We start from the raw sequence: 25205 nt of genomic DNA, 5'->3' as shown, positions 1-25205 counted from the left end.
ACCGGTCGGCCACGGAACGCACAAGGCGCGCCCGGGGGAGCCGGGCGCGCCTCGTGGGTGCCGCTAGTACCGGGACTCGGAGGAGCCTGACGGGCGGGGACGGTCCTGGGGCATGTCCATGTCCATGTCCATGTCCCTGTCCTCGGACGTGCGGTCCGGGTTCTTCGCCTGGCTCTTGGCTTCCTGCATCTTCTGCTTGGCCTGCTCCTTGAGCTTGTTGGCCTTGTCCTGGGGCGGCTGCTTCTTGACCATGCCGGTTTCGCTCCTCGAAGAGGGTGAGGTGACGTCCACTGGGGGACGTCCACCACCCTGGCACCGGGTGGTGACTCCCGCATGTCGAAGGGTTACGCGCAGTGACGTCTCAGGCGAAGCTGGCCTTCGCGAGGAGCGTGCCGTCCGGGGTGAGGAGGCTGGCGCCCGCGAGGGTCGTGGGGTTCACGTCGGCCGCCGCGACCCAGTAGCCGTAGCCGCCCTGGAGCGAGAACGTGCCGAGGCGGGTCGTCGTGCCGTCCTTGTTGTCGAGCACGCAGCTGACCTCCGGCGTCGCCTTCTCCAGGTCCACCGACATGTACACCCAGCCCTGCTGGCCCGGATGGGCGAAGACCCGGCCCACTTCCCCGCCGTCCGCCATCAGCGGTGCCTGCAGCAGCTGGGCGTTCGCGTCGGCCGTCGGGGTCGCGGGACGCCAGGCCTGCTCGATCGCCGTGCCCGCCGCCCAGCCGGCGAAGCCGCACGCCACCACCAGGGCCGCCCCCGCAGCCGCGACCCGGGGCCGCAGCAGCCGGCGCCGCGCCGGCGCGGGCTTCGGGGGAGACGGCGGCGCCGGCAGGAGACCGGCCGTGACGCGGCTCTCGAAGCCGACCGGGGGCTCCGTGCCCGGCAGCAGGCCCAGCAGCCCGTCGCCGACCAGCGCCAGCTGCTCGATGTGCACCCGGCAGCCGGGGCAGCGGTCCAGGTGGGCGACCGCACGGGCGCGCTCCCGGGCCGGAAGGACGTCCAAGGCCAGTTCGGCGTCGAGCTCCCTCAGCTGCTCGCAGGTCATCTCGCTCATCGCCGGCTCTCCTCGGCCCCCAGGGTCCTGCGCAGCTTGTGCATGGCCGTCCGGATCCGCGTCTTCGCCGTGCCGAGCGGGATCCGCTCCATGTCGGCGACCTGCTGCGCGGTCATCCCGTAGATCCCCGCCATCACCAGGGCGCGCGCCTGCTCCCTCGGCAGGGCCGCCACGGCCGTCCGTATCCCGGCGGACGTCTCGGCGGCCAGCGCCTGCTGCTCCGGGGTCTGCGTCACGATGTCGAGGAGGGCGTCCAGGTCCTCCGGGGCGACCGGGTTGGCCCGGCGGGCCCGGACCGCGTCGATCGCCAGATGGTGCGCGATCGCCGTCAGCCAGGTCCGTACCGAACCGCGGCGCGCATCGTAGACCTGGGCGTGCCGCCACGCCCGCTCGAACGTCAACTGGGCGATGTCCTCGGCGAGCTGCGCATCCCCGACGACGGCGATGGCCACGCCGAACACCGTGCGCTGGAAGCGGCGGACGAACGCGACGGCGATCTCCGGATCACCCGTCGCCAGGCCCGACAGCAGTGCCTCGTCCGGCGCACGCCCGAGCGGGAGGCCCATTCTCTGCACATCAGGGGATACGTTCGGCCTCCCCGAATGGATTGGTCCGGGTTCGCGCGGAAGCACTCCTTCATTGTCCTCCTCCCCCAGGCCTCCGGCCCCGTCCGCCATCTCCCGTCCGCAATCTCCCGGCGCCGGCCGGCCGTATCCCTGCCATGACAAGGACACGCACCACCCGGACCGCGCGCGTGGGGCTGGGGCTGGCGGCCGGAGCACTCGCGGGGCTGTCGGCCGCCTGCGGGGGCGGCGCCGGCGGAGCCGGGAACGGCCCGGCGGCGCCCGCCGCCCCACCCCCACCCGCGCCCGCCGCGACGCAGGTCACGGCGGACCTCAGCGACTTCCACATCGCCCTGTCCCAGAAGACGTTCAAGGCCGGGGCCTACTCGTTCACCGTCAAGAACACCGGCCACCACGAGCACGCCCTGGAGGTCGAGGGACCGGGCGGGGAGAAGAGCTCCCCGACCCTGGCACCGGGGGAGAGCGGGACGTTCGACATCACCCTCGAGGACGGTACGTACGAGCTCTACTGCCCCGTCGACGGGCACAAGGACCTCGGGATGAAGACGGAGATCACCGTGGGCGGCGCCGTGAACGGCTACTGAGGGCCACGCCGAACGGCGGTAGGTTGCGTGCATTCGTTACCCGGCAGCGCAGCCGGGACCGGTCGAGGGGAGGGGCATGCGGCACAGGGCGGCCGAGGCGATCGACGCGGGCGAGCGGCTGCACGCGGCGGCCGGCGCGCTGCTGGCGGACCACCGGCGGGCCGTCGAAGCCGTACGGGAGGCCTGGGCGCCGATCCACGCGGAGCTGGCCCGCCTCGAACTGCAGCGGATCCCCGTCGAACGGCTGGCCCAGGTCACCGAGGGCCGGCTGCGGGTCGCCGCCATCGAGGCGGCCGGGTTCGACACCGTGCAGCAGGTGCTGGACGCCGGGCGCCCCCGGCTGCGGCAGATCCCCGGGGTCGGGCAGCGGACCGCCGACCAGGCGCTCGGCGCCGCCCGGCAGCTCGCCGAGGCCGTCGGGGAGACCGTTGCCGTGTACCTCGACGTGGACCGCCCCGAACCCCGGACCACCGCGCTCGTGACCGCCCTGCAGCTCCTCGTCGGGGCCGGGCCCGAAGCCCGCCGGGCCGTCGCGGCCGCCCGGCAGCTGGACGCCGGGCTCGGGCCGCTGCTCGCCGACGCCGGGCCCGCCGCGGGCCGGCTGCGGATGTGGTTCGCGGGACGGGAGCGGCGGGAGCGGGCCCTGGCCGCCGTCGGGGAGATCGGCCGGCTGACCGCGGAGGCCGCCGGGAACGGGCTGCCCGTACTGCTCGGACAGGCCTCGGTCGACCTGCTGCGCGGCCCCGCCGACGAGGCGGCCGCCTGGGTCGACTTCGAGCTGCGCTCCGCCGAGTACTACGGGCTGCTCGCGGAGCTCACCGAGCTCACCGAGCTCACCGAGCGCGCCGGGAGCGGCCCCGGCCCGGCCGCCGCCCAGGGGTTCCTGCCCGAGGCGCTGGCCGAACGGGTCCGCGCCCAGGACCTCGACGACACGCACCGCAGGGTCTCGCTGCGCGGCTACCAGTCCTTCGGCGCCCGCTTCGCCCTCGCCCAGCGGCGGGTGATCCTCGGCGACGAGATGGGGCTGGGCAAGACGATCCAGGCACTCGCCGCCCTCGCGCACCTCGCCGCGCAGGGCCAGCGCCACTTCCTCGTGGTCTGCCCGGCCGGCGTCCTGATCAACTGGACCCGCGAGATCGAGGCGCGCAGCACCCTGCGCGCGGTCGCCCTGCACGGCCCCGGCCGGCACGACGCCTTCGCGGACTGGTGGGGGGAGGGCGGGGTGGCCGTGACGACGTTCCAGGCGCTGACCGGATTCCCCGAACCCGCCGCCGAGGAGCTGGGGATGCTCGTCGTGGACGAGGCCCACCACGTCAAGAACCCGCGCGCGCAGCGCTCCGCGGCCGTCGCCGCCTGGGCCGCCCGCTGCACGTACGTCCTCTTCCTGACGGGCACCCCCATGGAGAACCGGGTCTCCGAGTTCCGCAGTCTCGTACGGCTCCTGCAGCCCGAGGCGGTCTCCGGGATCGGGGACGTCGACACGGTCGCCGGGTCCAGGGCGTTCCGCAAGGCGGTGGCGCCCGCGTACCTGCGGCGCAACCAGCGCGACGTACTCGCCGAGCTGCCGGAACTCCAGTGGACCGACGAGTGGGAGGAGCTGAGCGCGGCCGACCGGGAGGCCTACTCGGCGGCGGTGCGGGCCGGCAATTTCATGGCGATGCGCAGGGCCGCGTACGCGGAGCCGGAGAAGTCGGCGAAGCTGCAACGGCTGCGCGAGCTGGTGGCGGACGCGGCCGCCAACGGGCTGAAGGTCGTGGTGTTCTCCTCCTTCCGCGAGGTGCTCGGGGCGGTAGAGGACGCGCTCGGCCGGCCGTCGCACACAGGCGGTGGCCGCCTCTTCGGGCCGATCTCCGCAAGCGTGCCGCCGGCGCGCCGGCAGCGGCTCGTCGACGGGTTCGGCGCGGCGGCCGGGCACGCCGTACTGCTCGCGCAGATCGAGGCGGGCGGCATCGGCATCAACCTGCAGGCGGCGTCCGTGGTGATCCTCTGCGAGCCGCAGGTCAAGCCGACCATGGAGCAGCAGGCGGTGGCCCGCGCGCACCGGATGGGCCAGGTGCGTGCCGTACGGGTGCACCGGCTGCTGGCGACGGACGGGGTGGACCAGCGGATGCTGGAGGTGCTGGAGCGCAAGGCGCGGCTCTTCGACGCGTACGCCAGGCGCAGCGTGGTGGCGGAGTCGGCGCCCGAGGCGGTCGACGTCTCGGACACCTCGCTGGCCCGGCGCATCGTCGAGGAGGAGCAGGCCCGGCTCGGCGCCGCGGGCTGACGGCGCAGGCCTTTCAGAAGCAGACCGAGGCGATCGTGAAGGACGCCGGCGTGCCCGGGCCCATCGGGCCGCCCTTGTCGAACTGGGAGCGGACCACGAGCGTGCGGCCCGGGGTGTGGCTCAGGGTGGTCGGGATCTGCAGCGACGGGTCCGTGATCGTCCGGATCAGCCGGGCCCGGGTCCCGTCGGGGCTCAGGCGCCACCGGGTCAGGGTGTTCGTGGTGTTGTGGGCCGCCCGCAGGGTGCCGTCGGGGGCGAGGTCGAGGCCGTCGGCGTGGGTGAGGTCGCCGCCCCGGAGGGCGACGCGGGATATCGCGCCGGTGCGCAGGTCGATGCGGTGGAGGTCGCCCGCGGTCATGTCCACGGCCAGCAGGAAGCGGCCCGCCGGGTCCGAGACGATGCCGTTGAGGGCGAAGCTGCCCGCCGGGGACGGGGTGAGGTGCCCGCTCAGGTCGTACGCGGGGAGCAGCGCGCCCGAGCCGGCCGCCAGCTGGGCCGGGGTGACGCGGTAGATCACCGAGCGGATGCTGTCGGTCAGGTAGGCGGTGCCGTCCGGGGTGATGGCCAGGTCGTTGACGAAGAGCCCGCCCGCCCCGGCGACTTCGAAGTGGGCCAGGCGCCTGCGCGAGGCGGTGTCGTAGACGGAGACCCCGGAGGTGGAGTCGGTCACCCACAGGCGGCCGCGGGCGTCGACGCGCAGGCCGTTCGCCGTGTGGCGGCCGTCGGTGCCGGCGGGCAGGAACACCTCGGCGGTGCGCTGCCCGGGGCGGGCCCGGTAGACGGTGCCGTCCGCGTACGAGCCGACGTAGACGGTGTCGTCGCGGGGGTCGGTGGCTATGCCTTCGGGGTAGACCTTCTCGCCGGGGAGCGCGAAGGCCGTCGAGACACGGCCGTCGGAGGCCGGGGCGGCGGCCGGGGCGGAGGTCGGGGCGGCGGCCGGGGCAGCCTGCGCGGCCGGGATCGCGCCCAGGGTGAGCGCCGTGGTCAGGGCCAGGAACGTGGCGGGCAGGAGCTTCTTCAGCACAGCGTGTGTCCTCTTCCGTGTGATTGAACACGAAGATAAGTTAGAGCTCTAATGCTTGCAAGGGCCTTAGGATGCACGAATGACCTCCATGCCTCCCGAGGAGCGCATCGGCTCGCACGTCAAGCGCGCCGAGCAGGCGCTCCTCGCGGCCAAGAACGCTGCGCTCAAGCCCGCCGCAGTAACGGTTCCGCAGTACGCCGCGCTGCTCTGGCTCGCCGAGAAGCCGGGCATCTCCGCGGCCGGGCTCGCCCGGCTGTGCGGGGTGACGCCGCCGACCATGAACACCGTGCTGAAGAACCTCCAGGAGCGCGGGCTCATCGAGCGCACCCCGCACGAATGGCACCGCAACGTGATCGAGACCCGGCTCACGGACGAGGGCCGGGCCGCGATGGAGCTCGCCGACGCCGGCGCCGTACGGGTGGAGCGGGCGCTCGCCACCGCGTTCTCGGCGCAGGAGCGGGAGCAGCTGATCAGCCTGCTGGGGCGGTGCGCGGAGGCGCTCGACGCCCAGAGGTGAGTTCTGCTGTCGAGGTTCCGGACGAGCCGCGTTCCGACCGTGTTTTTGCCGGGTTTGGGAACTGTCCGCAGGATTCGCACATCAGGACTGATGGAACCCAGCCGTTCTGTCCCGACCCTGGGGCAGTCATGACCGTTCGGAGCGAAGTTCGTGCACCAAGACCCGCCCCGGCGTTCCCGCCGGGCGATATGGATATCCGCCGCCGTGGCCTTCGTGCTGCTGCTCGGCGGCGGAGGCTTCGCCGCCTGGAAGCTCGAGTGGTTCTCCGGCAACGGTGATTCCGTGAGCTTCGGCAAGGCCCCTGCGTCCGCCGCTCCCGCCGCGGGCGAGCCGTCCCCGGCAGTGCCGTCGGCGCCTCCCACGCCGACCGGCGATCCGGACGTACTCCTGCCGACCGGCCCGAAGTCCGACTTCAAGCAGACCGCCAAGCTCGACGACGGCACGGTCATCGCGAAGACCCGTCTCGCGGGCGCGAAGTCCGGCTTCGAGGGCGACGTCTGGGTGTGGACGCCCAAGGAGTACGACGAGGCGAAGTACGAGAAGAGTGCCTTCCCGGTGCTCATCGCGCTCCCCGGCGGCAACGGCTTCCCGAGCAACTACTGGTCCGACCGCAGCCTGGGTCTGCAGAAGGCCATCGGCGAGGGCGTCCGGGCCGGGACGAGCCTGCCGTTCATCGTGGTCATGCCGGTGCTGAACCCGGACAGCAAGTACTACTACGACGGCGCCGACATCCCCGGCCAGCCCAAGATGGGCACCTGGATCGCCGAGGACGTCCCGGCGTTCACCAAGGCCAACTTCCGTACGTACAAGTCCCGCGACGGCTGGGCCTTCATGGGCTCCTCCTCCGGCGCCTTCGTCGGCATGAAGACGGTCCTGCAGTACCCGGACCGGTTCAAGGCCGTGATCGCCAGCGGCGGCGAGATCGTTCCCGACTCCCCGCTCTGGAAGGGCCACCAGGCGGAGATGGACGCGAACAACCCCGAGAAGCTCGCGCAGAAGCTGATCGACGGCAACGGCCCCGAGGTCTACATCAACTTCCAGGTCGGCACCAAGGAGACCGGGAAGGAGCGGATGACCAGGTTCCAGCAGCAGTACGGCAAGGGCCCCGTCAAGACGACCATCCGCGACATCCAGAACGGCGAGCACAACGGCTGGCACTACGTCCGGGGCATGAAGGAAGGCTCCCTGGAGTGGATCAGCAAGGTGCTGAAGGGCCCGCAGCCCGCGACCGGCTGACCAGGCCGTACGCACGGAGCCCGGGGCCGGGGGTGGTGCACGCCACCTCCCGCCGGTCCCAGGCAACCCATCCGATCGTTGACACCTCTGTAAGGGGTGTAAGGGGGACCGATCGGTCCGACCCGCGCTCTTCGGGAGCGCCGGAGAAGGAACGGGACAAATCCGTGCAGCATGACCAGCTTCAGGGTGATGGCGACCTCATGACCGAGGAAGGCCCGCTGACCACGGGCCGTCGCCGCCCCAAGCGCCTGCGCAGGCTTCTGATCGGCGGTGCGCTGGCGTTCACGCTCGCCGCCGGCGGCGGTGCGGCGGCGTACAAGTACGGGCTCTTCTCGGACATAGGGGATCCGGTCTCCTTCGGGAAGGTGCAGGAGTCGGCCGCGGCCGAGGACATCCGGCAGGGGGTGAGCATGCCGACCGGGCCGAAGTCCGAGTTCGTCCGGACCCACCGGCTGCCCGACGGCACGCAGATCGGCCGGACGACCCTGACCGGCGCGAAGTCGGGGTTCACCGGTGACGTGTGGGTGTGGGTCCCGAAGGAGTACGACGAGCCGAGGTACGCCAAGAGCGCCTTCCCGGTCCTGATCTCCCTGCCCGGAGGCCGGGGCTACCCCACGAACTACTGGGGGACGGGCCCCGGCCTCGGCCTCCAGAAGGCCGTCAGCGACGGGGCGAAGGCGGGTACGAGCCTGCCCTTCATCCTGATCATGCCGGTGCACAACGCGGACACGAAGCACCACTTCGACGCCTCGGACATCCCCGGCGAACCCAAGATGGGCACCTGGATGGCCGAGGACATCCCGGATTTCACGAAGGCCAATTTCCGGACCTTCACCTCCCGGGACGGGTGGGCCTTCATGGGCTCCTCCGCGGGCGGATTCGGCGCCTTCAAGCACGTCCTGAAGTACCCCGACCGGTTCAAGGCGGCCATCGCCAGCGGGGTCGACATCGTCCCCGACTCCCCGCTGTGGAAGGGGAACACGCAGGCCATGGACGAGAACAACCCCGAGAAGCTCGCCGAGAAGCTGATCAAGGAGGGCGGTCCGGACGTGTACATCAACTTCCAGATCGGCACGAAGGAGACCGGCCGTGAGAAGGCCGAGAAGTTCATGAAGGAGTACGGAAAAGGCCCCGTGCACACCCGGCTGCAGGTGATCCAGGATGGTGAGCACAACGGGAAGTCGTACGTCCGCGGTATGAGGGAGGGCGCTCTGGAGTGGATCAGCAAGGTCATGCTGGCACCGACACCCGACCCCGGCGTGCGATGAACGCAGTCGTCAAGGGTGTGTCGGCGGCGGCCGCCGCGGGGGTGGCGGCGGTGCTGGCCGTCGGCTTCCTCAAGGCGACGGACGTGGACGCGAACGCGGTGCACGCGTTCCCCGGCGTCGGCGTGCTCATGGCGAACGGGGAGCACTGGTGCACGGCGAGCGTCGTCGACAGCCCCAAGGGCACGGTCGTCGCGACCGCCGCGCACTGTGTGGCCCCGGCCGGGGAGGACGGCGAGCCCGGAGCGGTCGCCCCCGACGGCCGGGCCATCGGCGACCTCTCCTTCGCACCCGCCTTCACGGGGGAGGGCGCGGGCCGCCAGCCCCTGGGAGTGTGGAAGGTCCGCGCGGTGCACGTGGACGAGCGCTGGACCAGATGGGGCGAGGACACCGCCGACTTCGCCTTCCTCAGCATCGAGCCGGACGAGGACGGCCGTACGGTCCAGCAGGCGGTCGGCGGTGCCGAGGAGGCCCCGAAGCCCGACTGGACCTCCGGGTACGAGCGCGAGGTGACGGTGGTCGGCTATCCGGAGTCGGACCGCAACCCGCAGAACAAGCCCGTCTCCTGCACCACGCAGACCAGCCACGACCAGGAGGACCCCGCGATGCTGTACATCGGCTGCGCGGGCTTCTGGTCGGGCACCAGCGGCAGCCCCTGGATCGCCGACCGGGGCGGTCCGGGCCGTCCGGGGCGGCTGATCGGGGTGCTCAGCGGCGGGGACACGGACGTGGATTCGACGGCCGCCCTGTTCGACGAGAAGGCCAAGGCGCTGTACGAGCAGGCCGCGCGGGACTGAGCCCGAACCCGGGCCCGGCTACTGTCTGCGCTCGGTGCTGACGATCACGCACACCGCCACGACGACGACCGCACCGCCGACCAGGATCGGCCAGGTCAGGGCTTCGTCGAGGATCAGCGCACCCAGCGCGACCGCGACGACCGGGTTGACGTACGCGTACGTGGCGACCAGAGACAGCGGCGCCGACCGGAGCAGCCATGCGTACGCCGTGAACGCGACCAGCGAGCCGAACACGACCAGGTAGCCCAGCGCCAGCCAGGAGGCGGTGGAGTAGCCGGCCCAGTCCAGCCCCCGGTGCTCGCCGCGCAGCAGGCCGACGACGATGCCGCCGGCCCCGCCCGCGAGCATCTGGTACGCGCTGCCCGTGAACGGGTTGCCCGGCAGCGACAGCTTCGACGCGGAGAACGAGCCCAGCGACCAGAGCACCGACGCCAGCAGCACCAGCAGTACCCCGGAGAGCGCCACCGCACCGCCGATGCCCGGACTGGTCAGCACCGCGAGCCCGGCGAAGCCCAGCAGTACGCCGCCCAGGGTGCGCAGCGGCGGCCGGTCACCGGTGGCGGTCCGCAGCACCACCAGCCACATCGGCACCGCCGCGATGAGCAGCGCGGCCAGGCCGGACGGCACCTCGGTCTCGGCGAGCACGACGAGGCCGTTGCCGCCGAGGATCAGCAGCAGGCCGACCACGACCGCCGAGCCGACCTGGGCGCGGGTGGCCAGGAGCGCGGCCGGCCCGTACCGCCAGGCGACGAGGCCGAGCAGCAGCAGGCCGGCCGCGATGAACCGGGCGCCGGCGGACAGGAACGGCGGCATGGTCTGGACGACCACGCGGATGGCGAGGTACGTCGAGCCCCAGAGGACGTAGACGAGGGCGAGCGCGAACCAGACCGCGCCGGTGACCCTGCGGGCGGTGGATTCCGGCGGCTTGCTCTCAGCGGTCTCCGAGGTGCGCATGACGGGATCCTAGGGTCGTTGGCGCGTACACGCTTCCCGGGTCTCAGCCCTTGAGCAGAGTGTTCAGCTCGCCGTACGGGAGGGAGGCGTCGAGCGCGGTGTACGTGCCGCCCGCGATCAGCTCCTCGGCGGCGCGGCGGACCACGTCGTACGCGGCCGACGCGACCCAGGAGCCGAGGCTGACGCGGGCGACGCCGAGGGCGCCGAGCTCGGCGACGGACGGGGCGCCGGGGCCGGCGAGGACGTTGAGCGGGGCGTCGATGCCCTTGACCAGCTCGGTGACGGTCGCCGGGTCGGTGACGCCGGGGACGAAGATGCCGGTGGCGCCCGCGCGGAGGTAGGCGGCGGCGCGGGCGAGGGTCTCGTCGAGGCGGTTCGCCTCCTCCCCGAGACCGAAGAGGAACGTGTCGATGCGGGCGTTGATGTACAGCGGGACCCCGGCGGTGTCGGCGGCGGCCCGGGCCGCGGCCACCCGCTCCGCGTGATCGGCGGCGTCGCGGGTGCCGTCCTCGATGTTGATGCCGACCGCGCCGGCGGCGAGCACCCCGGTGACCGTCTCGCCGACCCCGGCGGGGTCCGCGCCGAAGCCGCCCTCGATGTCGGCGGTCACCGGCACGGATACGGCCGCGGCCACGCGGGCGACGAGGTCGAGGGCGCGGTCGCGGGTCAGGGCGTCCCCGTCGGGCGCGCCGAGGGACCAGGCGACGCCGGCGCTGGTGGTGGCGACGGCGGGGGCGCCGGCGGCCTCGACGAGGCGGGCACTGACGACGTCCCAGGCGTTGGCCAGGGCCAGCGGCGCGGCGGGGGTGTGGAGTGCGGCGAAGCCGCGGGCGAGATCAACGATGTTGGTCATGGGCCCAGTTCAGCAGACCGGGCCCGGCCGCGGCTGGCGATTTTCCGACGTGTACGCGAGGCCCCCTTCAGGCCTGTTCCGCAGAGGACGCGAGGCCCCCCTTCAGGCCTGCTCCGCACAGGGGGAGGACCGTCGTGCGGCCCTGGAGGGGGTCCGCGGGGGCGAGGGGGCCCACTGCCGCCCAGCAGGCCGCCGCCGTCGGTTCCACGAAGAGCCCGCGCCGGGCCAGGTCCTGCTGGGCCGCGCGCAGGGCCGGCTCCGGGACCGTCAGGAACGTGCCGCCGGACTTGCGGACCGCCGCCAGGATCTGGCGGGCCCGCGGCGGGGCCGGGATCGCGATGCCCTCGGCCAGGGTGGGCCGCTGTTCCACCGGGTCGGCGTCCTCCGCGCCCGCCGCGAAGGCCGTGGCCAGCGGGGACACCGCCGCCGCCTGTACCGCGATCAGCGCCGGCGGTTTGACCCCGCGCCGGGCCAGCTCCTCCACCGCCAGCGCCGCCCCCAGCAGCAGGGTGCCGTTGCCGACGGGGACGACGAGGGTCTCGGGGAGCCGGCCGCCGAGCTCCTCCCACACCTCGTACGCGTACGTCTTCGTCCCGTGCAGGAAGTACGGGTTGAAGACGTGGCTCGCGTAGAAGACCCCTGGGAGGTCGGCCGCCTCCCGGGCCGCCACCGCCGTCGCCTCCCGGCCGCCCGGCACGAGGCGGACCGCCGCCCCGTGCGCCCGCATCTGCTCCGTCTTCTTCTCCGACGTGCCCTCGGGCACGAAAACTTCACACTTCAGCCCGGCCCGCGCGCAGTACGCGGCCACGGCCGTCCCCGCGTTCCCGCTGCTGTCCGCGACGACCCGCTCCGGGGCCAGCCGCCGGGCCAGCTCCGCGAGCATCACCGCGCCCCGGTCCTTGAACGACAGCGTCGGCATCAGGAAGTCCAGCTTGGCGTGAATCCGCTCACCGAGCGGGACCAGCGGGGTGTTCCCCTCCGACAGCGTCACGGAGAACGCCCCCGGCAGCGGCAGCACGGACCCGAACCGCCAGAGCGAGTTGGGCCCCGCGGCCGGTTCGAGCGGACTGGCCGGATCCGGCGTGAAGTCGAGGTCCCACGGTCCACCGCAGAGCGGGCAGCACCAGGGCGCCGTCCGGGCGTCCGCGCGCGTGGCGTCCTCGGGACAGACGTAGCCGGGCAGTGCGTGCGTCATGTGCAGAGCGCCTTTGCTCATTCATGGCCGTTGTATGGCACGGATGTTACGCGTTCGCCGTCCTCTTGTGGTGGGGCGAACACGTGGGTCAACCTTTCGGAGGCGGCAGCCGGGCAGACCCCGAGAGGGTTGTCATGTCCATGTCTTCGTTACGTCCCTTCTGCCGCCTCACCCCCCGCAATGCGCCACCTATGAGGAGGATCCCTCGCATGTCCGTGATGCGTCACACCCGCCGGAAACTCGCCGGCATCAGCGCGACCGCCGTCGTGGCCCTCGCGCTCGGCGCGGCCGCCGCGTTACCCGCCTCCGCGGCCGACAACGGCCCCCAGGGCGTCATCGAGAACGCCGGTGCCCCCGGCTCGGTCGCCGGCAGCTACATCGTGACCCTGAAGGACTCGGCCGCCCGCTCCACCGCCGACAGCGGCAAGGCCGTCGCCCGGCGCTACGGCGCGACGATCGGCCGGACCTACAGCGCCGCCCTCAACGGCTACTCCGTCAAGGTCTCCGAGGCGCAGGCGAAGAAGCTCGCCGCCGACCCGGCGGTCAAGTCCGTCGTGCAGAACCGGACGTTCACCGTCGACGGCGCCCAGGGCACCCAGCCCAGCCCGCCGTCCTGGGGCCTGGACCGCATCGACCAGCACCCGCTCCCGCTCGACAACAGCTACACCTACCCGGACAAGGCCGGCGAGGGCGTCACCGCGTACATCATCGACACCGGCGTCCGCATCACCCACGGCGAGTTCGGCGGCCGCGCCTCCTACGGCTACGACGCCATCGACAACGACAACACCGCCCAGGACGGGCACGGCCACGGCACGCACGTCGCCGGCACCGTCGCGGGCACCTCGTACGGCGTCGCCAAGAAGGCCAAGATCGTCGGCGTCCGCGTCCTCGACAACAACGGCTCCGGCACCACGGAGCAGGTCGTCGCCGGCATCGACTGGGTGACCCAGCACGCCGTCAAGCCGGCCGTGGCGAACATGTCGCTCGGCGGCGGAGCCGACTCCGCGCTCGACACCGCCGTACGCAACTCCATAGCCTCCGGCATCACGTACGGCGTCGCCGCGGGCAACGAGTCCACGGACGCGAGCAGCAAGTCCCCGGCGCGCGTCGCCGAGGCCATCACGGTCGGCGCCACCACCAGCACCGACGCCAAGGCCAGCTACTCCAACTACGGCTCCATCCTGGACATCTTCGCCCCGGGCTCCTCCATCACCTCCTCGTGGGGCACCGGCGACACCGCGACCAACACCATCTCGGGCACCTCGATGGCCACGCCGCACGTCGTGGGCGCGGCCGCCCTCTACCTCTCGCAGAACCCCTCGAGCACCCCGGCGCAGGTCTCCGCGGCCCTGGTGGCCGCAGCCACCCCGAACGTGGTGACCGGTCCGGGCTCCGGCTCCCCGAACCGCCTGCTGTACGTGGGCGGCGGCACCACCCCGCCGAACCCGGGCAAGCGCTTCGAGAACACCGCGGACTACGCGATCAACGACAACGCCACCGTCGAGTCGCCGGTCACCGTCAGCGGGGTCCCGGGCAACGCCCCGGCGGCGCTGAGCGTTTCGGTCGACATCAAGCACACGTACATAGGTGACCTGAAGGTCGACCTGGTCGCCCCCGACGGTTCCGTGTACACCCTGCACAACCGCAGCGGCGGCAGCGCGGACAACATCATCAAGACCTTCACCGTCAACGCCTCTTCGGAGGTCGCAGACGGTGTGTGGAAGCTCCGCGTGAACGACAACGCCAACATCGACACCGGCAAGATCGACTCCTGGGCGCTCCAGTTCTGACCCACCGGGAGTGAACGCGGCACGGGGCCGCGGTGAACTGCGGGGGCGACCGTCACGGCGGTCGCCCCCGCTGCGTACTATTTCGCGCATTCGTTCGCGCCCCCCCGTGATGGAGCACCCCAGCCCCGTGAGCACCCCGCCCCCGCCCTACTGGCCCGCTCCGCCCCCGCAGCCGGCGTACCGGGAGCCCGCTCTCAACGGTTTCGCCCTCGCGTCGCTGCTGGTCGGGCTGTTGTGCGTGCCGCCGCTCGGGGCCGTCTTCGGGATCGTGGCGCTCGTCCAGATCGCCCGGAAGGGGGAGCGGGGCAGGGCGCTCGCGATCACGGGTCTGGCGGTGTCGCTCGTGATGACCGCCGCCGTCGTCTTCGCGGCGGACCGGGTGGCGGAGCGGCTGTTCGACCGGCTGGACACGCTCCAGCGGTTCGAGGGCGTCGAGGGCGAGTTGACCGCCATGGACGACATGCGCGCGGGCGACTGCTTCAACGTCCCCGGCGGTGACCTGCTCGACGAGAGCCCGCTGATCTACCGGATCGCGTGCACCGAGGTGCACGAGGGCGAGGTCACCTCCTCGACCCGGTTCGACGACGAGGTGTTCCCGGGCGGGCCCGAGCTGAAGAAGACCGCGACGGACGCGTGCTGGAAGGCGCAGGACGCGTACGCGATGGACACCTGGGCGCTGCCCTCGTACGCGGAGATGTTCTACTTCGCGCCCTCGCGCGAAGGGTGGAGCGGCGGCGACCGGCGGCTGCTCTGCGTCATCGGCACGGCGGAGCGGGAGCACCGCGGCAGCCTGCGCAAGGACGCCGGGATGCTGAAGCCGGAACAGGTGGCCTTCCTGCACGTGATGAACGAGGCCGACCTGGCGCTGGGGGGCGGGCCGGAGGAGGAGATCGACGAGGCGCTGCCGCAGTACCGGGAGTGGGCCCGCGAGGTCGACCGGGCGCTGGCCGCGGAGGCGGGGCTGCTGGACGGGGTGAAGGCCCGGCCCGAGCTGGCCGGGCCGGTGCGGGCGCAGCTCAAGGAGGTCGAGGCGGCGCGGGCGGCGTGGCAGCGGGCGGCGAAGGCGACGAAGCCGGCGGAGTTCCAGGACGCGTGGGACGCGGCCTCGGGTGCGCTGACCGTGGACACGGAGAAGGCGCTCCGCGGGGCGTACGGGCTGTCGACCCGGGTACCGGACTGGCGCGTGCGGCAGCCGGGCGACTCGGAGGGTGATGCGGACGGCGACTCGGACGGGCCTCCTTCGGCCGCGGTGTGAGGAGCCGTCGAGGGTAGCGTGCGGTAACGCGCGGTAACGGGTTTCAGTGACCTGGCTTCATCACTTCGGGTGAAACTCTGGCCCTTGCTTGCGGTCTACAACCGTCGGTTGCCAGGGTGTAGCTGTCTGTCAACCTGATGGGAGTGGCCAGTGACTTTCGGTGAGCAGCCGGCCTATCTGCGCGTCGCCGGGGATCTGCGACGGAAGATCGTCGATGGGTCCCTGCCCCCGCACGCCCGGCTCCCCTCGCAGGCCCGGATCCGCGAGGAGTACGGGGTCTCCGACACCGTGGCGCTGGAGGCGCGCAAGGTCCTCATGGCGGAGGGGCTGGTCGAGGGCCGGTCCGGGTCGGGTACGTACGTACGGGAGCAGCCCGTGCCGAGGCGGGTCGCCCGCTCCGGATACCGCACGGGCGGGACGTCGACGCCGTTCCGGCAGGAGCAGGCGGAAGCCGGCGCCCGGGGCACCTGGGAGTCCAGCAGCGAGCAGACGGCGGCGCCGGCGGAGATCGCCAAGCGGCTCGGCATCGAGCCGGGCGGGCGGGTGATGCGGACGCGGTACGTGTTCCGCGACGCGGGGGAGGCGATGATGCTGTCGACCTCCTGGGAGCCGCTCGCGGTCACGGGCCGGACCCCGGTGATGCTGCCGGAGGAGGGGCCGCTCGGGGGCTCGGGGGTCGTCGACCGGATGGCCGCGATCGACGTCGTCGTGGACAACGTGGTGGAGGAGGTCGGGGCGCGGCCCGGCCTGGCCGAGGAGATCATGCTGCTGGGCGGGGTCCCGGGCCATGTGGTCCTGGTGATCGGCCGTACGTACTTCGCGTCCGGACTGGCGGTCGAAACCGCCGACGTGGTGGTCCCGGCGGACCGCTACCGCCTGTCGTACCACCTGCCGGTCCGATGAGCGGACAGGGCGTGCCCGGGCGTTAACAGGGCGGTGATGCGGGCGCGCGGGGCGTAACCACCGGGCAATGTCCACGCATGACGGGGTGTCACAGACCGGACCTACCGTCCGGCGGTATGACCGACACCGCCGCCGCCAAGGCCGCCACCCCCGGGCCCGGGCCCGCCTCCGCGCCCCGCCGGAGCTACGCGAAGCTCGCCGCCGACGAGAGCCGCGAGGACTACTCGCTGCGGTACGCGCCCCACTCGTTCCGCCGCTGGAGCCCCGCCACCGTCGCGGGCACGGCGCTCGGCGGGATCGCCTACCTCGCCGACTTCGCCATCGGTGCCTCGATCGTCTTCGCGTACGGGTTCACCAGCGGACTGGCCGCGATCCTGACCGCCGCCGCCGTCATCTTCCTGACCGGCATCCCCATCGCCCGGGCGTGCGCCACGTATGGGCTGGACATGGACCTGATCACCCGGGGCGCCGGCTTCGGCTACTTCGGGTCCACCCTCACCTCCCTCATCTACGCCTCCTTCACCTTCATTTTCTTCGCCCTCGAAGGCTCGATCATGGCCCAGGCCATGCACCAGGCGATGGGGCTCCCCGTTGAGATCGGGTACCTGGTCACGACGCTCATCGTGATCCCGATCGTGTTCAAGGGCATGGGCGCGCTCGCCAAGGTGCAGGCGTGGACCCAGCCCGTCTGGCTGATCGGCCTGGTGCTGCCGTTCCTCGTGCTCGCCTTCCAGGCCCCGGACGCCTGGGGTGCGTTCACGCACTTCGGCGGCACCGAGGGCGCCGGGGCCGGCTTCTCCTGGACGGGGTTCGGCTTCGGGACCGGCATCGCCCTCTCGCTCATCGCCCAGATCGGAGAACAGGCCGACTACCTGCGGTTCATGCCGGCCAAGACCGCGGCCAACAGCCGTACATGGAGGACCGCGGTGCTCGCCGCGGGCCCCGGCTGGGTGATCATCGGGGCCGCCAAACAGCTCGGCGGGGCCTTCCTCGCCTTCGCGGCCCTCGAAACGGTCGGCAAGACGCACGCCCTGGAGCCGATCGCCCCGCAGATCGAAGCCCTGCGCCCGTGGCTCGGCTCCTTCGCGCTGCCCGCCGCCGCACTCTTCGTGATCGTCTCCCAGGTGAAGATCAACGTCACCAACGCCTACAGCGGCTCGCTGTCCTGGTCGAACTTCTTCTCCCGCATCACCCACCGCCACCCCGGCCGGGTCTGGTACATCTTCCTCAACCTCGGCATCGCGCTGACGCTGATGGAGCTCGACATGTTCGCGATGCTCGGCAAGCTGCTCGGCTTCTACTCCAACGTCGGCATCGCGTGGATCGCCGCCGTCGCCGCGGACCTCGTGATCAACAAGCGGCTCGGACTCAGCCCGCCGTACATCGAGTTCAAGCGGGCGTACCTCTACGCCGTCAACCCGGCGGGTTTCGGCGCAATGGTGATCGCCTCCACCGTTTCGATCCTCGCCTTCTTCGGACTGTTCGGCCCCTACGCCGAGGCGTTCTCCACCTTCATCGCGGCCGGACTCGCCCTCGTCCTGTGCCCTTTGATCGCCTGGGCGACCGGAGGGAAGTACTACCTGGCCAGGCCGAACGGCGTTTGGGGGGCCTCCCGGGCCGAAGGCTCCGGGGGAGGGCCGGGGGCGCAGGCCCTGGACGTCACCGCCACCCACACCTGCTCCGTGTGCGAAACGGCGTACGAACTCCCCGACATCGCCGACTGCCCCGTGCAATCGGGGCCGATCTGCTCCCTCTGCTGCTCCCTCGACGCCGCCTGCGGTGACGTCTGCCGCAAGGCGCCGCAGGGAGGTGCGGTGGTGTTGCCGATGCCCACGGTGCGCCGGTTCTGAACCGGCGTACACGGCCCGCTCGTACGCGTGGCCGGATGCGTACGCCTGCGAGGTACCTCTTCGTGAAAAACCGTATCCGCTCCGTAAAGGTCGGGCGTAAGCTCGGGCATATGCGCAATGCGGTTTCCCGGGCAGGTACATCGGCGGAGGGTGAAACGCGATGAACGACGGCGGTGCCCTGCTCCAATGGCTGGTCATACGTCAGGACGACAACGGCAACCGCTACCGGGTGGGCCGGTACTCCACCCGGGCCGAGGCCCAGAAGGTCGTCGACAGCCTCGAAGACAGAGGCCACAAGCAGCTGTACTGGGTCGAGCGGATCGGTCAGACGGCCACGACGAACTGAGCATCCCTGCGTTGACATAGGCTCCGCCCCATGACGGTACGAGTGGTCGTGGGCGGAGCCCTTTGTCATGAGGGCCGCCTGCTGGCCGCCCGCCGCAGCGCACCCCCGGAGCTGGCCGGACGCTGGGAGCTGCCGGGCGGGAAGGCCGAGCAGGGCGAGTCCGTGCCCGAGGCGCTCGTACGCGAACTGCGCGAGGAGCTCGGCGTGGAGGCCGAGCCGCTGGAGCGGATCCCGGGGGAGTGGCCGCTCAGGCCCGGGCTCGTCCTGCACGTGTGGACCGCACGGCTGCTGTCCGGCGAACCCGCACCGCTCGAGGACCACGACGAGCTGCGCTGGCTCGGACCCGAGGAGCTCGACTCGGTGGACTGGCTCGACCAGGACCGGCCGGCGGTCGCCGAGGCCGGACGCCGGCTGCGCGCCGAGCGCGACGAGCAGCACGCCAGGTCGCACGGGGGCGCGTGACGCGCGTGCGCTGGGCCGTCTGCGCCACAGTGCGCCGGTGCGTGAAGGATGGGGTGGTACGACGCCTCGAATATCGGGTATGTCGCTATTAGTCCCAATCGTGTACTGCCCTTCGTGGCTCTGTCCCTGATGAATCGGACTGGGGTCGATGCCGGCCCGGGAAGTGATCGGCGTGATCGACACAGACGGTGAATGCGCCGAGTGGGCCTTCCCCGCCGAACCCGGAGTCGTACGCACCGCCCGGCACGCCGTCCGCGGCACGCTCGGATCCTGGGGCCTGGACTCCGTCGGCGACGTCACCGTCCTGCTGGTCAGCGAGCTGGTCACCAATTCACTGAGGTACGCCTCCGGTCCCATCGGCGTCCGGCTGGTGCGGCGCAATCCGGCCAGTGGAAGTGTGACGGGAGGCGCCGCCCTGCTCGTGGAGGTTTCCGATCCGCTTCCGGATCCGCCCCGTGAACGGGTCGCGAAGCCGGACGACGAGGGGGGCCGGGGTCTTCACCTGGTGGCCGCCTCCGCACAGCGCTGGGGGACGCGGCACGGGAAATCGGGCAAGACCGTGTGGTTCGAGTTGGCACTTCCTGGTGAGTAACAAGGTGAAGGATGGCCGACGATCACAGGGCATGGCTCGAAATAGTCGGGACCTTTTTGTGATCGTGAACGCCGTGCCGTGCGGGGCCGTGGTGCTGAATACTTCGGTCATGGCCGGTCCGGTTGCGGTGAGCTGGAGGGGACGGTCGCGTGAGCGAGATACCTGCGCAGGCACATCAGGCCCGTGTGCCCGGGGAGACATGGCACGACTCCCTGTGGCACAGCAGCCCGCCTGGCTCGATATATGACTACATAAAGGTCGCGTCCTTCTCCATCGGACCCGACGGGCTCATCGACCAGTGGAGCCTGCGCGCCGAGGAGCTGTTCGGGCTGACCGCCGCACAGGCCGTGGGCCGGGACCCGGTGGACGCCTTCATGCCGCCGGAGCTGCGCGCCGGCGGGCACCGCAGGGTGGCCGAGATCCTCGACGGCAAGGAATGGACCGGCCTCGTCCCCTTCCGGATCCCCGGCGGGAACGGCGCGCACGGCGTGGCCGAGATCTATGTGATGCCCACCCAGACCGAGACCGCCGAGCGGGCCGCGCTGTGCGTCGTGGTCGACGTACGCGCGCTGCGCCGGATCGAATCCGATCTCGCAGCCTCGCAGGCCATATTCGGCCAATCTCCTTTCGGCTTCCTGCTCTTCGGTACGGACCTCACCGTGCAGCGCGCCAACCGCCGTTTCGCGACCGTCTTCGGCGGCGCCGTCGAGGAACACCGCGGCCGCACCGTCCACGACTACCTCCCGCCCCAGGAGGCCGACCGGATGGCCGAGGCCCTGCGGCGGGTCCTGGAGACCGGTGACTCCGTCACCGACCTCCGGATCACCGGCGCCGCCCCCGGCAGCCGGGAGCACCGCCACTGGTCCATCAACCTCTACCGCGTCCACGGCGGCACCGGCCGCCCCATCGGCGTCGCGGGCCTGGGCACCGACGTCACCCGCCGCCACCTCGCCGCCCGCGAGGCCGCCGGGGTCCGGCGCAATCTCGCCCTGCTCAACGAGGCCGGGCACCGCATCGGCAACTCCCTCGACCTCGAGACCACCGCTCGCGAACTCCTGGACGTGACCGTCCCGGGCTTCTGCGACCTCGCCGCCGTCGACCTCTACCAGGGGCTGCTGCTCGGCGACGACGACCGGCCCGCCCGGCCGCAGGGCCCCGGCGTGCCCTCGCTGCCGCCCGGGCTGGGCGCCGGCCGGGCGCCCTCCGCGCCCCTGCGGCGCGTCGCCTTCGCCTCGGCCGTGTCGGACGCCCCGCTGTCCGGCCCGGGCGCACTGGTCTCCGTAGGGGAGGTCCACCGCTACCCGGCGGCCTCGCCCGGGGCGCTCGCCCTGCGCACCGCGCGGCCGCGGCTGATCGAGGGCGGCGGAGCGGACGACCTCGTGCAGTCCACCCTCGTCGTACCGATGGTCGCGCACGACACCGTCGTCGGGCTCGCCCAGTTCTCCCGTACGAAGGGCAGCGAGCCCTTCGGGGAACGGGACCGGGCGGTGGCCGTGGAGCTCGCCGCCCGGGCCGCCGTCTGCATCGACAACGCCCGCCTCTACCGGCGCGAGCACGAACGGGCCCTGATACTGCAGCGCAGCCTGCTGCCGCCCGGGGACCCCGAGGCGGCCGGCCTGGACATCGCCTGCCGGTACCTGCCGGGGAACGCGGCCACCGAGGTCGGCGGGGACTGGTTCGACGTCATCGAGCTGCCCGGCCACCGCACGGCGCTGGTCGTCGGCGACGTCATGGGCCGCGGACTGCGGGCGGCCGTCGCGATGGGCGAACTGCGCACCGCCGTACGCACCCTGGCGCTGCTGGACCTGGAACCGGCGGAGGTGCTGACCGCGCTGGACGAGATCGCCCGCGGGCTCGGCGCGCCCGGCGGCTCCCAGCAGGCCTCCCGGGCGGCCCTGCACTCGCGGGACGCGGACCGCTCCGAGGTGTACCTCGCGACCTGCGTGTACGCCGTCTACGACCCGGTGACCCGGCGCTGCACCATCGCCAACGCCGGCCACATGCCGCCCGTACTGGTGGAACCGGCGGAGCCGGGCGCCCCGCCGCGGCCCGCACTGCTGCTGGAGGTACCGCCCGGGATGCCGCTGGGAGTGGGCGGAGAGCCGTTCGAGGAGGTCGAGGTGGACCTCCCGGAGGGGTCCCTGCTCGCGCTGTACACGGACGGGCTGGTGGAATCGCGGGACCACCCGCTCGAGGAAGGGCTGCGGGGGCTGCGGGACGCACTGTCCGACCCGGTGCGGCCGCTGGAGGACGTGTGCGACCACGTGCTGAACACGCTGGACACGCGGCACGGTGAGGACGACATCGCGCTGCTGATGGCGCGGGTGCAGGGGCTGCCGGTGGAAGCGGTGGGGGACTGGCAGCTGCCGCGCGAGGCGCGGTCGGTGGGCCGGGCGCGGGAGCTGGCGCGGGGGAAGCTGCCGGCGTGGGGGCTGGAGGGGCTGCTGGACACCACCGAGCTGCTGGTGAGCGAGCTCGTGACGAACGCCCTGCGGTACGGGGAGGGCGAGATCCGGCTGCGGCTGCTGCTGGACCGGACGCTGGTGTGCGAGGTCTGGGACGGCAACCTGGTCCAGCCGCGGCGGCGGCGGGCGCGGGACACGGACGAGGGCGGGCGGGGCCTGCAGCTGGTCGGCATGCTGTCGGCGGGCTGGGGCACGCGCCGCACCCACCGGGGCAAGACGGTCTGGTTCGAGCTCCCGCTCCCGGGCGCGGCCGCCGTGGCCGTCTCGGAACTCTCGGCGGAGCAGCTGCTGAGCATGTACGGCTGACCGCCGGCGTCGGGTCCCGCTGCGCGGAGCCACTCCCCGCGCAGCGGAACCCGTCAGCCGGCCCGGGACTTCAACGCCGCCAGGCGGGCCTCGATCTCCGATGACCTGTCGAGGTCGTCAAGGGCCTCGAACTGGGCGTCCAGGGAGGACGCCGCCAGTTCCTGCCGGCCCGAGGCCCTGGCCTCCTCCCGGCGGACCTTGTCCTCGAAGCGCGCGATGTCGCTGGTCGGGTCCATGACGTCGATGCTCTTCACCGCGTCCAGCATGGTGTTCTGCGCCTGCGCGGTCTTGGCCCGGGCCACCAGCTCGTCCCGCTTGGCCGTCAGCTCGGTCAGCTTGTTCTTCATCGCGTCCAGCCCGGACTTGAGCTTCTCCACGACCTCCGTCTGCGCGGCGATCGTCGGCTCCGCCGTCTTCGCCTCCTTCTCCGACTGCAGCTGGCGGCCGAGGGCCACCTTCGCCAGGTTGTCGAACCGGTCCGCGTCCGCCGCCGAACCCGACGCCCGCAGTTCGTCCGCCCTCCGGCTCGCGGCGAACGCCTTGCCGCCCCATTCCGAGGCTGCCTCCACGTCCTCCTTGTGGTCCGCCTCCAGCAGCCGCAGATTGCCGATCGTCGTGGCGACCGCCTGCTCCGCCTCCGAGATGTTGTTCGTGTAGTCGCGGATCAGCTGGTCCAGCATCTTCTGCGGATCCTCCGCCTGGTCCAGCAGCGCGTTGATGTTCGCCTTCGCGAGCTGGGTGACGCGGCCGAGGATGGTCTGTTTGCTCATCGGTGACCTTTCACGGGGTGAGGGAGAGTGGGTCAGAAGCGGCCGCCGCCGCCCATGCGGCCGCGGGTCCCGCCGCCGCCGAACGAGCCGGGGCCCGGGCCCCCGCCCCCGAAGCCCCCGCCGCCCCCGAACCCGCCGCCGAAGCCCCCGCCCCCGCGGCCGCCGCGCAGGATCTCGCCCAGGATGATCCCGCCGAGGACCGCGCCGCCCATGCCGCCGCCCTGCTGCCGCTGCCCGCCGCCGTACGGGTCCTGGTACGCCCGTACGTCCTGTTCGGCCAGCTGCTGCGCCTGTCGCGCCAGCCCGTCCGCCTGCTGGGCCTCCGCCAGCGCCGCCGCCGGGTCCGGGCCCGCCAGGGCCGCCGACCGCTCCATGCGCCGCTGCGCCTCCGCCAGCCGGGTGCGGGCCTGGCTGCCGACTGCGCCCCGGCTCGTGGTGATGTAGTCCGCCGCCGCGCCGATCGCGCTGCGCGCCGAGAGCACCGCCTGGTCCAGCAGGGCCGCGGCCCGCCGGCTGCCCGCCTCGCGCTCCCGGGCCCCGGCCAGCGCCTCGTCGAGGACGGCATCGGCCTCCTCGACCCTGCGCAGCGCGTCGATCGGGTCGTACCGGCCGGCCTCCTGCGCCCGCCGTACGTCGGCCAGGACCGCCTCCGCCCGGCCGATCCGGCCGCGCAGATCCGCCGTGGAGGCCCCCTCCGCGGTGCCGCTCAGCAGGCCGCGGGCATCGGCGAGGTCGGTCTCCGTCTCCGTGAGCGCGCCGGGCAGCTTCCCGGCCGCCTCCGCCAGCTCCTGCGCCCGCCGCTCCACCGCGTCGACCAGCGTCGCCGCCTGGTCCACCGCGCCCTCGGCGGCCCGTACGTGCACGGCGGCCTTCCCGTTGTCGCCGTCCTCGAGCGCCGCCCGGGCCTCGCCGAGGCTGGTCGTCGCGAACAGCAGCCGGTCCTCGGCCTGTTCGGCGTTGGAGGCCACCGGCGCGGACGCCGAGTCCGCGTAGCGCCCGGCCAGCGCGGTCAGGGTGGCCGCGGCCGTCGTCGTACGGCCCGTCAGCGCCCGGAAGTGCGCCTCCACCGTCGCCACGGCCTGCGGGGCGTTCTTCTCCAGGTCCCGCAGCCGGTCGAAGTCCGCCGACTCCGCGTCGAGCCGCCGGTTCGCCTCCGTGCAGCGGGCCACGATCTCGTCCAGCATCCGCCGCCGGGTGGGGTCGTCCTCGGGGTACGCGTCGTCGAGCTGCTGGCGGAGCCGGAACGCGGCCGTCAGCTCGCTCTGTGCGAAGGCCACGGCCTCGGTGAACGTGCCGACCGCCGCGTCCCCGAACTGCGCGGAGGCGAAGCCGAGCTCCTCGGTGCTGGTACGGATCGCGTCGTCGGTCTCCACCAGCAGCGCCTTGGCCTTGGCGTCCAGCTCGGGCAGCGGGAGGGCGGTCGTGGTCGCGGGCTGCTCGCCCCAGCCCGTCGTACCGCCGCGGCCGGCGCCGCCCTTGCGCTTGCGGCGGCTGTACGCGTACACACCGAGGGCGCCGGCCGCGCCGACGACGACCACCGGGAGCACGAAGTCGCCGGCCCCGCTCTCGCCGCCCTCACCGCCGCCGGGGTTCGCCACGCCGGGGGTGATCGCGGGCACGGGTACGGGCTTCCCGCCGAGCACGGCGCCGTACCCGTCGGCGGCGCCGATCGCGGCGCCCGCCCAGTCGTTCTGTTTCAGCGCGGGCTCGATGGCCGTACGGGCGACGTCCGCGAGCAGCGCCTGGGTGAACCCGGAGTCGACATCGGCCGAATAGGCGTACTGGCGCGCCCCGGTCGCCACGGCCAGCAGCAGGTCGTCCTGGCCGAGGCCGTTCTTCTGCGCGGTGGCGTCCGCCCAGCTCTGGGCGGAGCGCCCGGAGAAATCGTGCACGTACGTCACGAAGAGCTGGATCCGGTGGTCCGCGTACAGCTTGTCCAGCGCGGCGGTGACGGCGGCCTTCCGGTCGCCGAGGGCGCCCACGCGGTCGGTGATCTGCCCCTGCTGCGACAGCGTGACGGGATCCTCGGCCCGGGCGGCCGGCGCCCCGGCCACCCCCCAGCCGCCGAGCCCCAGCAGCGCGGCGGCCAGGACGAGCCCGGCCCGTACGGACATCCCGGCGGCGGTGGGTCGTCGCT

23 protein-coding genes are annotated in these 25205 nt (G+C 72.6%); 14 read left to right on the top strand and 9 right to left on the bottom strand.

What is annotated here, in order from left to right; genetic code table 11:
* Positions 1 to 63: 63 nt before the first annotated feature.
* From AB5J51_RS15685 to AB5J51_RS15675, 3 genes are all read right to left on the bottom strand, one after another.
* Complete coding sequence (locus AB5J51_RS15685) at positions 64 to 252, bottom strand: hypothetical protein (RefSeq protein ID WP_136225270.1); 189 nt, start codon at positions 250 to 252, stop codon at positions 64 to 66.
* Positions 253 to 361: 109 nt separating this feature from the next.
* On the bottom strand, positions 362 to 1051 hold the full coding sequence (locus tag AB5J51_RS15680) for a zf-HC2 domain-containing protein (protein ID WP_136225272.1): 690 nt from the start codon (positions 1049 to 1051) through the stop codon (positions 362 to 364).
* On the bottom strand, positions 1048 to 1617 hold the full coding sequence (locus AB5J51_RS15675; RefSeq protein ID WP_133896993.1) for an RNA polymerase sigma factor: 570 nt from the start codon (positions 1615 to 1617) through the stop codon (positions 1048 to 1050). The genes AB5J51_RS15680 and AB5J51_RS15675 overlap by 4 nt, the downstream gene beginning before the upstream one ends.
* A gap of 155 nt (positions 1618 to 1772) precedes the next feature.
* Here AB5J51_RS15675 and AB5J51_RS15670 point away from each other — a divergent pair, with 155 nt between their 5' ends.
* Both AB5J51_RS15670 and AB5J51_RS15665 read left to right on the top strand, forming a co-directional pair.
* Positions 1773 to 2219 carry a copper-binding protein gene (locus AB5J51_RS15670; protein WP_136225274.1) on the top strand — a complete coding sequence of 149 codons (447 nt, stop codon included), beginning with the start codon at positions 1773 to 1775 and terminating at the stop codon, positions 2217 to 2219.
* Positions 2220 to 2295: 76 nt separating this feature from the next.
* Positions 2296 to 4485, top strand: a complete 2190-nt coding sequence (locus AB5J51_RS15665) for a DEAD/DEAH box helicase (RefSeq protein ID WP_369777908.1) — start codon at positions 2296 to 2298, stop codon at positions 4483 to 4485.
* A 13-nt stretch (positions 4486 to 4498) separates the two neighbouring features.
* Here AB5J51_RS15665 and AB5J51_RS15660 read toward each other — a convergent pair whose 3' ends face one another.
* Positions 4499 to 5509 carry an SMP-30/gluconolactonase/LRE family protein gene (locus tag AB5J51_RS15660; RefSeq protein WP_369777907.1) on the bottom strand — a complete coding sequence of 337 codons (1011 nt, stop codon included), beginning with the start codon at positions 5507 to 5509 and terminating at the stop codon, positions 4499 to 4501.
* Positions 5510 to 5588: 79 nt separating this feature from the next.
* On the opposite strand from AB5J51_RS15660, the gene AB5J51_RS15655 reads away from it, so the two are divergent.
* The 4 genes from AB5J51_RS15655 to AB5J51_RS15640 all read left to right on the top strand — a co-directional run bounded on the left by AB5J51_RS15655 (position 5589) and on the right by AB5J51_RS15640 (position 9324).
* Positions 5589 to 6026 carry a MarR family winged helix-turn-helix transcriptional regulator gene (locus AB5J51_RS15655; protein WP_030291039.1) on the top strand — a complete coding sequence of 146 codons (438 nt, stop codon included), beginning with the start codon at positions 5589 to 5591 and terminating at the stop codon, positions 6024 to 6026.
* Positions 6027 to 6230: 204 nt separating this feature from the next.
* Positions 6231 to 7262 carry an alpha/beta hydrolase-fold protein gene (locus AB5J51_RS15650; protein WP_346766476.1) on the top strand — a complete coding sequence of 344 codons (1032 nt, stop codon included), beginning with the start codon at positions 6231 to 6233 and terminating at the stop codon, positions 7260 to 7262.
* A 200-nt stretch (positions 7263 to 7462) separates the two neighbouring features.
* A complete protein-coding gene (locus AB5J51_RS15645) occupies positions 7463 to 8530 on the top strand; it encodes an esterase family protein (protein WP_240805412.1) in 1068 nt (355 codons plus the stop codon).
* Positions 8527 to 9324: a serine protease gene (locus AB5J51_RS15640; RefSeq protein ID WP_053790680.1), complete on the top strand. Its 798-nt coding sequence runs from the start codon at positions 8527 to 8529 to the stop codon at positions 9322 to 9324. Before AB5J51_RS15645 ends, AB5J51_RS15640 begins: the two co-directional genes overlap by 4 nt.
* Positions 9325 to 9342: 18 nt before the next feature.
* Here the strand turns inward: AB5J51_RS15640 and AB5J51_RS15635 are convergent, their stop codons facing one another.
* The 3 genes from AB5J51_RS15635 to AB5J51_RS15625 all read right to left on the bottom strand — a co-directional run bounded on the left by AB5J51_RS15635 (position 9343) and on the right by AB5J51_RS15625 (position 12326).
* The gene (locus AB5J51_RS15635) at positions 9343 to 10278 is read right to left on the bottom strand and encodes an EamA family transporter (protein WP_136225282.1); all 936 of its coding nucleotides are present in this window, start codon (positions 10276 to 10278) and stop codon (positions 9343 to 9345) included.
* Positions 10279 to 10321: 43 nt separating this feature from the next.
* Positions 10322 to 11131, bottom strand: coding sequence for an isocitrate lyase/phosphoenolpyruvate mutase family protein (locus tag AB5J51_RS15630; RefSeq protein WP_053790682.1), 810 nt, complete (start codon positions 11129 to 11131; stop codon positions 10322 to 10324).
* A gap of 67 nt (positions 11132 to 11198) precedes the next feature.
* Positions 11199 to 12326, bottom strand: coding sequence for a threonine synthase (locus AB5J51_RS15625; RefSeq protein WP_136225350.1), 1128 nt, complete (start codon positions 12324 to 12326; stop codon positions 11199 to 11201).
* 209 nt (positions 12327 to 12535) lie between these two features.
* Between AB5J51_RS15625 and AB5J51_RS15620 the strand changes: the two genes are divergently transcribed.
* The 8 genes from AB5J51_RS15620 (at position 12536) to AB5J51_RS15585 (ending at position 22298) form a co-directional block, all read left to right on the top strand.
* Positions 12536 to 14119, top strand: coding sequence for a S8 family peptidase (locus AB5J51_RS15620; RefSeq protein ID WP_369777906.1), 1584 nt, complete (start codon positions 12536 to 12538; stop codon positions 14117 to 14119).
* Between the two features lie 127 nt (positions 14120 to 14246).
* Positions 14247 to 15374 carry a DUF4190 domain-containing protein gene (locus AB5J51_RS15615; RefSeq protein WP_053790685.1) on the top strand — a complete coding sequence of 376 codons (1128 nt, stop codon included), beginning with the start codon at positions 14247 to 14249 and terminating at the stop codon, positions 15372 to 15374.
* A gap of 150 nt (positions 15375 to 15524) precedes the next feature.
* Positions 15525 to 16277, top strand: a complete 753-nt coding sequence (locus AB5J51_RS15610) for a GntR family transcriptional regulator (RefSeq protein ID WP_053790686.1) — start codon at positions 15525 to 15527, stop codon at positions 16275 to 16277.
* A 116-nt stretch (positions 16278 to 16393) separates the two neighbouring features.
* Positions 16394 to 18127 (top strand): cytosine permease, encoded by a 1734-nt coding sequence (locus AB5J51_RS15605; protein ID WP_369777905.1) that lies wholly within the window; start codon positions 16394 to 16396, stop codon positions 18125 to 18127.
* A gap of 160 nt (positions 18128 to 18287) precedes the next feature.
* On the top strand, positions 18288 to 18473 hold the full coding sequence (locus tag AB5J51_RS15600; protein ID WP_053790688.1) for an SPOR domain-containing protein: 186 nt from the start codon (positions 18288 to 18290) through the stop codon (positions 18471 to 18473).
* A gap of 30 nt (positions 18474 to 18503) precedes the next feature.
* Positions 18504 to 18935: a (deoxy)nucleoside triphosphate pyrophosphohydrolase gene (locus tag AB5J51_RS15595; protein WP_053790689.1), complete on the top strand. Its 432-nt coding sequence runs from the start codon at positions 18504 to 18506 to the stop codon at positions 18933 to 18935.
* Between the two features lie 163 nt (positions 18936 to 19098).
* Positions 19099 to 19527: an ATP-binding protein gene (locus AB5J51_RS15590; protein ID WP_030291061.1), complete on the top strand. Its 429-nt coding sequence runs from the start codon at positions 19099 to 19101 to the stop codon at positions 19525 to 19527.
* 158 nt (positions 19528 to 19685) lie between these two features.
* Positions 19686 to 22298 carry a SpoIIE family protein phosphatase gene (locus AB5J51_RS15585; protein ID WP_369780263.1) on the top strand — a complete coding sequence of 871 codons (2613 nt, stop codon included), beginning with the start codon at positions 19686 to 19688 and terminating at the stop codon, positions 22296 to 22298.
* A 53-nt stretch (positions 22299 to 22351) separates the two neighbouring features.
* On the opposite strand, the gene AB5J51_RS15580 is transcribed toward AB5J51_RS15585, so the two are convergent.
* Positions 22352 to 23068, bottom strand: a complete 717-nt coding sequence (locus AB5J51_RS15580) for a PspA/IM30 family protein (RefSeq protein WP_053790691.1) — start codon at positions 23066 to 23068, stop codon at positions 22352 to 22354.
* Positions 23069 to 23100: 32 nt separating this feature from the next.
* Entirely contained in the window at positions 23101 to 25182 is a 2082-nt protein-coding gene (locus AB5J51_RS15575; RefSeq protein ID WP_369780262.1) for a TPM domain-containing protein, read from the bottom strand.
* Between the last annotated feature and the right edge of the window lie 23 nt (positions 25183 to 25205).

The sequence above is a fragment of the Streptomyces sp. R33 genome, from assembly GCF_041200175.1.
GTDB lineage: Bacteria > Actinomycetota > Actinomycetes > Streptomycetales > Streptomycetaceae > Streptomyces > Streptomyces katrae_B.
This window is presented reverse-complemented; position numbering and strand designations above follow the sequence as displayed.